This window comes from Kitasatospora sp. NPDC085895, assembly GCF_040702125.1.
Taxonomy (GTDB): Bacteria; Actinomycetota; Actinomycetes; order Streptomycetales; family Streptomycetaceae; genus Kitasatospora; species Kitasatospora arboriphila.
On the sequence record NZ_JBFBJY010000093.1, the window covers coordinates 21,462 to 28,249 of the forward strand.

Consider the following 6,788-nt stretch of genomic DNA (forward strand, 5'->3'; position numbering starts at 1 on the left):
CTCCCTCTCTCGTCCTGTTCGCTCAGCCCTTGAGGACGAGGTCGATCTTCAGCCGATGGATGGCCCCCGCGTAGACGACTTGGACGGTGAGGTCCACCGACCGAAGCGCCCTGGCGGTACTGATCTCCTTGGCCTCCTCCGGCTTGAGCTCAGCCAGGTCCTTGTCCAGCAGGGTCAGCAACGGAGTGACGATGCTGAAGCCGTCGATGACCTGCCGCGCCACCAGCGGTGCCAGCACCGACTGCACGATCGTCTCGACGGAGCGCAGGCCGACCCGCGAGATCCGCACGTTGCCGATCGACTCGATCAGCGCGGCCTTGATCCGGAAGTTGATGTCGTCGAGCACCCGGACGATGTCGATGTACGGCTTGCCGTGGCTCGCGTCCGAGGTGTATCCCTCACCGAGGTAGAGCGCCTGACCGGGCAGCAGCACCGGCCTGGTGATCCAATTGACGCCCACCTTGTTGAAGGCGTCGATCTCGGTGTCGGAGAACACATCGGTCATCGCAATGCTGATCGGTTTGAGCAGCAGGGAGATGTGAGGCTGGTAGCCGGCGATGACCCCGGCCAGCGCGGCTGCGACGTCGTCGTCCGACCGATGGGCGACCAGCACCATCCGCTCGTTGATCACCGGAGGGACGATCAGGGTCGCGAGACTGCTCGTCTGCACCTCGCGGTCGAGCATGGCCACCCCGATCCGCTCCTTGCCATCGCCGAGGTTGGCCGTCACGTGCGAGGTCAGCAGGGCGACGGTGCCCGAGGTAGCCGAGTTGAGCGGAGTGTTGGCCAGCACCACGATCTGGACGTTCAGCTTGTCGACCTCGTCCAGGCCGTCGCCCCACACGGGCTTGGTGTAGTCCACCGGGACTCCCCAGACCACGGTCGGCGGCGGGGTCTGGGCGAACGCGGTACGGATCGCACGCAGCAGGTCGCTGTCGCTTTCCTGGATGACCTTCGTCCCGGCGGGATAGGCGGCGCCGAGCTTGCCGTCCAGGGTGAGGGAGAAGCCGGCCGGGGCACCCTCGTTACCGGTCACCGGGGCGACCTTGGTCACCGTGTGCACCTCCGACCCGGTGTCGGAGGTGAGGCGCACCAGCACGGGTACCGGAACGGACACGGCCGTGGTGACAGTATCCGCTCCTTCGGCCGCGGCGGCCGTCAGCGCCGTCCCACCGAGGGCCTTCAGGTGGTCCGCGGCCGTGACGGGCGAGGTGAAGGGCTGGGGGTCCGAGGCAGGCGTGCCGAACCCGCCCTTGCCGACGATGGCGATGTCGCCGAATGCCCGCAGCGCGGGCGCAAACAGTTCGCTGCTGGGATTGACCTCAATGTACTTGACCGGCATCGACCGCTCCTTACGTGATGCGGTGACGACACGCCGGGCCAGACTGATCCCTGGTGTCTGCCCGAGGACGTGCCGGCTCGGGTCGTTCGGCTTACAGGTGCGGGAGTTGGTCTCGGCTCAGCGGAGGGCCTCTCAGGGGTTGGTCTCAAATGCCGTCACGAACCCGTCGGCGGCCAGCAGGTCGCTCACCCGCTGCCGCATGTCGGCAGGGTCGGGGTCCGGGAGCGCCGATGCGGGGAAGACCGCCAGCCACGCGCCGGCAGCCAGCAGGGCTCCACCGTCGTACCCGTCGGGACGCGGACGGCTGTCGTCCAGCGCCTGACGGCTCTGGACGAGGCGGCGCAGCGCGCCGACGAGGTCATCTAGGCCGGGAAAGATCAGTACCGAGACGCGCAGCCGGTAGGTGCGGCCGGGCGCGGCCGGGTCGTAGGGCGGGGGAGTCGCAAAGTGCAGCCGGTACAGCCGGGGGAACTCCGCCTGGAGCTCCTGGTAGTCGGCGACCTCGGCGCGACGCATCAGATCCGCGAGGTCGAGGAAGGCGAACCGGGCGACGAACTCCTCCTGGGAGAGTCCGGTGAGGTCTTCGGAGGCGAGGGAGTCCAGGGCGCCGTCGGTCAGCGCGACCCGCGCGGTGACCACGATGTCCAGCGCGACGTCGATCCACAGTGGCGGCCCCAGCCCCGGGATCTCCACGACGGCCCGGGCCTGCGCGATGTCGGGCAGCAGCTTCTCCCAGCTGCCACGCACCGTCACCGGCGCGTCCAGCGGCACCTGGAACTGAGTCGAGACAACGCGGACCGTGTCCAGGACTCGAACTTCCAGCGTGTTCGGCTCGTACACCGAGGCCAATAAGGACTTCAGTCGATTCTTCTCCGGATCGTCGGCGGGCACCAGCAGCGACTTGACCCCCGCCGGGTCGAGATACCGGATCATCAGCTGGTCGGAGAAACCGTTCATGTCGTTTCCCCCGTGCACCGCTCATCACAGATTGTCAGGGGGCGCGTCCGTGCCGGGGCAGGCAGGATCGGGTCCGGGTCGCGCCTCGGATGCGTAACGCTTCCACATGGTCCGGAGGGCACAAACGGGCGACGCTTCCGGACCGGATGCTTTACTCCTCCCTACCCTACGCCGCTCCATCGCCTACGAACCACTTCTTTCGAGACGGCCGCGGGGCTCAGGCCGGGTACGAACGGCGCCGTCATCCGCCACCGCAGCGATCGGCCACAGCTCCCCGCGCCACCTCGCCCCACCTGCCGCCTGCTCGGCGGGGCGGAGGAGCGGGGACGCGAGTGGCCGGTGGCGTGGGATGCGGCCCGCCCCCGAAGGGCGTCCGCCAGTGCCGCAGGATGTCGGCGATGCAGGTTCGCCGGCGGAGGCGAACGCACAGCAGTCGATGCCCAGCGCCCGCTCGACAACCTCCTCCATGGCCTCACAGGCCTCCGGATCACCGGCAAGTGAAAGGACTTGGTGATCACCCGTCACTCTTACTGGCTGACAGTCCGCCGTGGACGGAGCTCGGTGGCTGTTGTCTTTCCGGGCTTGAGAGCTGCATTTCCACTGGTCAGGTATGGGTCGGCGGCCGGTGGAAGTGGTGTCGTGGCTTGGTCGGAGGCCGGGATGCCGTCCGTTGTAGGGCTGCTTGAACAGCGGGAGCTCATCGCTCGCCGCCGTGTGGACGAGATTAGTGAGGAGGCCGACCGCATCCACCCCGAGCTGGACGTAGCCGAACGGAATTGGATGACCTGCGTGCGGAGAACGCCAGGCTGCGGGCGGAGAACGCGCGCTTGTCGAAGGCCGGGAAGGAGTGGGAGCTCGAGCGGGAGATCCTGCGGCGGGCGGCCCAGTATTTCGCGAAGGAGATGAAGTGAGGGCCCGCCGCTGGGACTTCATCTCCGCCAACGCCGAGGACTTCGGCGTCCAGCGGCTGTGTCGAATACTCGGCGTCTCCCGGTCCGGCTACTACCGCCGGTGCGCTGGCGCCGAGACCCGCACCGCCCGACAGGCCGAGGACGACGCCCTGGCGACGGAGATCCAAAAGATCCACGCCGAACACCGCGAGGCCTACGGGGTCCGGCGGATCCACACCGAGCTACGGGCCGGCGGCCGCGCGGTGAACCGCAAGCGGGTGGCCCGGCTGATGCGCGAGCGCTGGGTCACCGGCCGGCATCTGCGGCGCCGCAAGCGCACCACGATCCCGGACCCGATCGCTCCACCGGTGCCTGACCTGATCGAGCGCGATTTCACCGCCGAGCGGCTGGACGAACGCTGGTGCGGCGACATCACCTACATCCGGCCGCCGGCACCTGGCTCTTCCTGGCTTCTGTGATCGACATCCGCTCGCGCCGAGTGGTGGGCTGGTCGATGGCCACCCACATGCGGACCTCGCTGGTCATCGACGCACTCCAGGCCGCGGCCGGCGCCCGGGGCGGCGACGTTACCGGAGTGATCTTCCACGCGGACCGCGGGTCAGTACAGCTCCCGGGCCTTCGCCGACGCCTGCCGCAAGGCAGGCGTCCGGCAGTCCATGGGCGCCGTCGGGTCCAGCGCGGACAACGCCGCGGCGGAGAGCTGGAACGCGACCATGAAACGGGAGACACTCCAGGGCCGTAAGGGCTGGTCCAGCGAGCGCGAAGCACGACTCGACCTCTTCCGATGGTGCCACTGCTACAACACCGTGCGCCGGCACTCCCGCCTCGGACAGTGCAGCCCCATCTCCCACGAGACCACGCTCAACACGACGTCAACTACACTCGCCCAAGCCGCATAACCCGTGTCCAACATCCGGGGTCAACGCCCGCTACCGCTGGCTGCCAGGGTCGGGTTGTGGGTCGGGGTCGGGCAGAAGTCGGACGCCGTGGCGCAGTTCCACGGTCGGTCCGACGTCGATGCGGGCCGTCCGCTGGGTCAGGGTGATCCGCTGTACCGCAAGCGAGCCCGTGATCAGGCAGGATCCGGCCCGGACAGCGGTCAGCCGGGCCTGCCGGACAATGCCGATCAGCCCCTCCAGATCGAATACGACCTTGAGGTCCACGTCCAGGGTGCCGATCCGGGAACCGTCCACCAGAACATCGATCTTCGGACGATGGACGGAGGTGATGCGGTGGTTCGCCAGGACCACCACTTCCTCGCTGCCGGGTTCGTCCCTGGTCCGCCGGGCGGCCTCGCACAGGGCGGTGTGCCGGCGCCATCCGCCTGCCGCGAGGTCGAAGAGGTCGAGCGCGAGGAAGCCGTCGACCACCGAGGCGACCTCCCGTTCGACGGCCCGACCGATCGGCGCGGTGAGCCCGCGCACGTCGCTGATGAGGCCGTTGAGTGCCCCGTAGTCGTGCAGGGCCGCGACGAGCGTGTCGACGTGCTCGTCGCCCCCCGGGCGGAGCAGCAGGTCCCGTACGGTGACGGGCTGCTGGAGGGTGGTGGTCATGTCTACTGCTCCTCGACGCTCTGGATGCCGGGGTCGGCACGCGGTTCCAGCCGGATGGTGCGGGTCGGCCGGCTGTGGCTCCCGGGCTCGGTGACCCGGATGTCGGTGTCGGCTGGGGCGACCGGCAGCAGCGAAGCCGTGACGCGGGCGTGTGCTGCGTGGGGTGCCCGGTGACGGTAGAAGTAGGCGGCAGCGGCGCCTACCACCACCACCATGCCGAACGCCGGTCCGGCCACGAGCCCGACGGGCAGGCCGCCGGAGCCGGAGTCGCCGAGCCCGCCGCCGTTCCCACCGCCGCCGTTCCCACCGCCGCCGTTCCCACCGCCGCCGTTCCCACCGCCGCCGTTCCCACCGCCGCCGTTCCCACCGCTACCGTTCCCACCGCCGCCGTTCCCACCGCTACCGTTCCCACCGGTGCCGCCGCCGGAGTCAGCTGGCAGGACTGTGAAGACGGTGCTGTCCTGCACGGCGGAGTCGTCCGCGCAGACCGCCTGCACCTCGTGCTGCCCGGCCTCCGCGTCCTGCGGGACTTCGACCGCGGTGCTGAATCGGCCCTCATCGTCAACCGCCACGGTGTCCAGCGCGCTGCCGCCGTCCCACCACAGTTCGACGTCGGCGCGGTCAGCGCAGAGATAGCCGGTACCGGTGATCCCGAACGCATCGCCCGGCCGCCCCTGTGTTGTGTTGAGGACGATCACCGGGTCCGCCTTCGTTTCCGGTTCCGGGTCGTCAACCGTGAACGTCGCGACAACCCTGAGGGACGCGTCGGGGAACACTACCGGTGAGACTCCCCCGGCGCGCTGCGCCAGGACGTTCGAGCAACTCGCCACGACGTTGTGTTGTCCAGGGGTGGCCCAGGGAGGTACAGCGAAGGCCACCTGGAAGTGGTCTCCGCCGCTCGTGTCGCTGCCCACGGTAGAGGAGTCAAAGGTGACCTTGATCGGATCCTGGCATGCACCGAAGCCGTCACCGAAGGCCGTGACCTGGTCGCCAACCACCCCGTGACTGCGGCTGAGTGAGATAGTTGCGCCCGCCCAAGCCTGTCCCGGAAATGCCAGAAGGGCGTAGGCCAGGAAGAGTAAGCCGCCGAACAGCAGCGTGATCAGTCGTCGGCCAAGGACCGGGTCCCGCGCTGACATGACCGCCAGTCACCAATCGGCGGCCGCACGGTGGGGCACGGGCTCTCGGGAAGTGTGAAGGTATTCGCACATGGCGCACCGTCCTTCAGCGGTCGCTCTCATTCTCCTCTCTCATCGGTCTCCCGTACAGCTGGCAACTCCCGCTACTGTCGGCGACGGAACCTGGTGACGTTGTGTAAGTGCGGCTGCGGACAGCGGGTGTTGGGGAGTCATCTGTCCGGGGCGGATGGTGTCGGTGGCGGTTGCGGTCCGTATCCGGGGCCGATCCGTGATCACGGGCTGTGGACGACGCTCAGCCCGACCATGATCCCGGCGGGGGCGTAGAGGTGTTTCAGGGCCCAGTGCGGCCAGTCGAGGTGCTCGCGGCCGGCGCCGAGGAGGACGACGTTCTCACACACAAGGTGGCCGGGCGGCAAGGGTGCGGACCGTTTCGGCGGCGGGCGGCAGCGGCGAACACGGCCGCCTCGCTATTCGGCCTCGAGGGCGTACGTGGTCTAGACGCAATACCGGTGACTTTGGTGGGCATTGGTCGTTGGACGGGGTGTGCCAAGGCCCGGTCAGGTGAAGTCGTCGGTGGGTGAGCGGTTGTCGGATCGGATCGCGTTGGGGGTACTGACCCGTGCGTTCCCTTCGGAGCTGGTGGATGAGGTGGTCGCGGAGTGCGGTCGGGTCGAACAGCGTCATCGGCTGCTGCCGGCCAGGGTGGTCGTGTACTTCGTCCTCGCCATGTGCCTGTTCTCGGGCCAGGGCTATGAGGAGGTTGCCCGCCTGCTCACCCACGGACTGGAGAGGGAACGCCGCTGGCAGGACTCCTGGCGGGTGCCGACGACGGCGGCGATCGGCCGGGCGCGCCTGCGGCTGGGCCCGGAGCCGCTGAGGGCCCTGT

Annotated in this window: 10 protein-coding genes; 5 read left to right on the forward strand and 5 right to left on the reverse strand. The window is 68.8% G+C overall.

All coding sequences use genetic code 11. The annotated features are described in order from the left end of the window. Window positions 1-22: 22 nt before the first annotated feature. The gene (locus AB0442_RS35885; protein WP_366167745.1) at window positions 23-1,342 is read right to left on the reverse strand and encodes a hypothetical protein; all 1,320 of its coding nucleotides are present in this window, start codon (window positions 1,340-1,342) and stop codon (window positions 23-25) included. Window positions 1,343-1,474: 132 nt separating this feature from the next. Continuing rightward, on the reverse strand, window positions 1,475-2,299 hold the full coding sequence (locus AB0442_RS35890; RefSeq protein ID WP_366167746.1) for a hypothetical protein: 825 nt from the start codon (window positions 2,297-2,299) through the stop codon (window positions 1,475-1,477). Window positions 2,300-3,075: 776 nt separating this feature from the next. On the opposite strand from AB0442_RS35890, the gene AB0442_RS35895 reads away from it, so the two are divergent. The 4 genes from AB0442_RS35895 to AB0442_RS35910 are packed head-to-tail and all read left to right on the forward strand — an operon-like array spanning window position 3,076 to window position 4,109. Beyond that, on the forward strand, window positions 3,076-3,210 hold the full coding sequence (locus tag AB0442_RS35895; protein ID WP_366167755.1) for a hypothetical protein: 135 nt from the start codon (window positions 3,076-3,078) through the stop codon (window positions 3,208-3,210). Continuing rightward, the gene (locus tag AB0442_RS35900) at window positions 3,207-3,668 is read left to right on the forward strand and encodes an IS3 family transposase (protein WP_366167747.1); all 462 of its coding nucleotides are present in this window, start codon (window positions 3,207-3,209) and stop codon (window positions 3,666-3,668) included. The genes AB0442_RS35895 and AB0442_RS35900 overlap by 4 nt, the downstream gene beginning before the upstream one ends. 23 nt (window positions 3,669-3,691) lie before the next feature. Beyond that, a complete protein-coding gene (locus AB0442_RS35905; RefSeq protein ID WP_366167754.1) occupies window positions 3,692-3,952 on the forward strand; it encodes a hypothetical protein in 261 nt (86 codons plus the stop codon). Further along, window positions 3,867-4,109 carry an integrase core domain-containing protein gene (locus AB0442_RS35910; protein WP_366167748.1) on the forward strand — a complete coding sequence of 81 codons (243 nt, stop codon included), beginning with the start codon at window positions 3,867-3,869 and terminating at the stop codon, window positions 4,107-4,109. Before AB0442_RS35905 ends, AB0442_RS35910 begins: the two co-directional genes overlap by 86 nt. Window positions 4,110-4,139: 30 nt before the next feature. Here the strand turns inward: AB0442_RS35910 and AB0442_RS35915 are convergent, their stop codons facing one another. From AB0442_RS35915 to AB0442_RS35925, 3 genes are all read right to left on the reverse strand, one after another. Beyond that, window positions 4,140-4,763 (reverse strand): hypothetical protein, encoded by a 624-nt coding sequence (locus tag AB0442_RS35915; RefSeq protein ID WP_366167750.1) that lies wholly within the window; start codon window positions 4,761-4,763, stop codon window positions 4,140-4,142. Window positions 4,764-4,765: 2 nt separating this feature from the next. After that, window positions 4,766-5,902, reverse strand: coding sequence for a hypothetical protein (locus AB0442_RS35920; protein ID WP_366167751.1), 1,137 nt, complete (start codon window positions 5,900-5,902; stop codon window positions 4,766-4,768). Window positions 5,903-6,174: 272 nt separating this feature from the next. Further along, the gene (locus AB0442_RS35925) at window positions 6,175-6,300 is read right to left on the reverse strand and encodes a hypothetical protein (protein WP_366167752.1); all 126 of its coding nucleotides are present in this window, start codon (window positions 6,298-6,300) and stop codon (window positions 6,175-6,177) included. A 163-nt stretch (window positions 6,301-6,463) separates the two neighbouring features. Here AB0442_RS35925 and AB0442_RS35930 point away from each other — a divergent pair. Next, window positions 6,464-6,788: transposase domain-containing protein (locus tag AB0442_RS35930; RefSeq protein ID WP_366167753.1), on the forward strand; the 325-nt coding region annotated here is incomplete at its 3' end.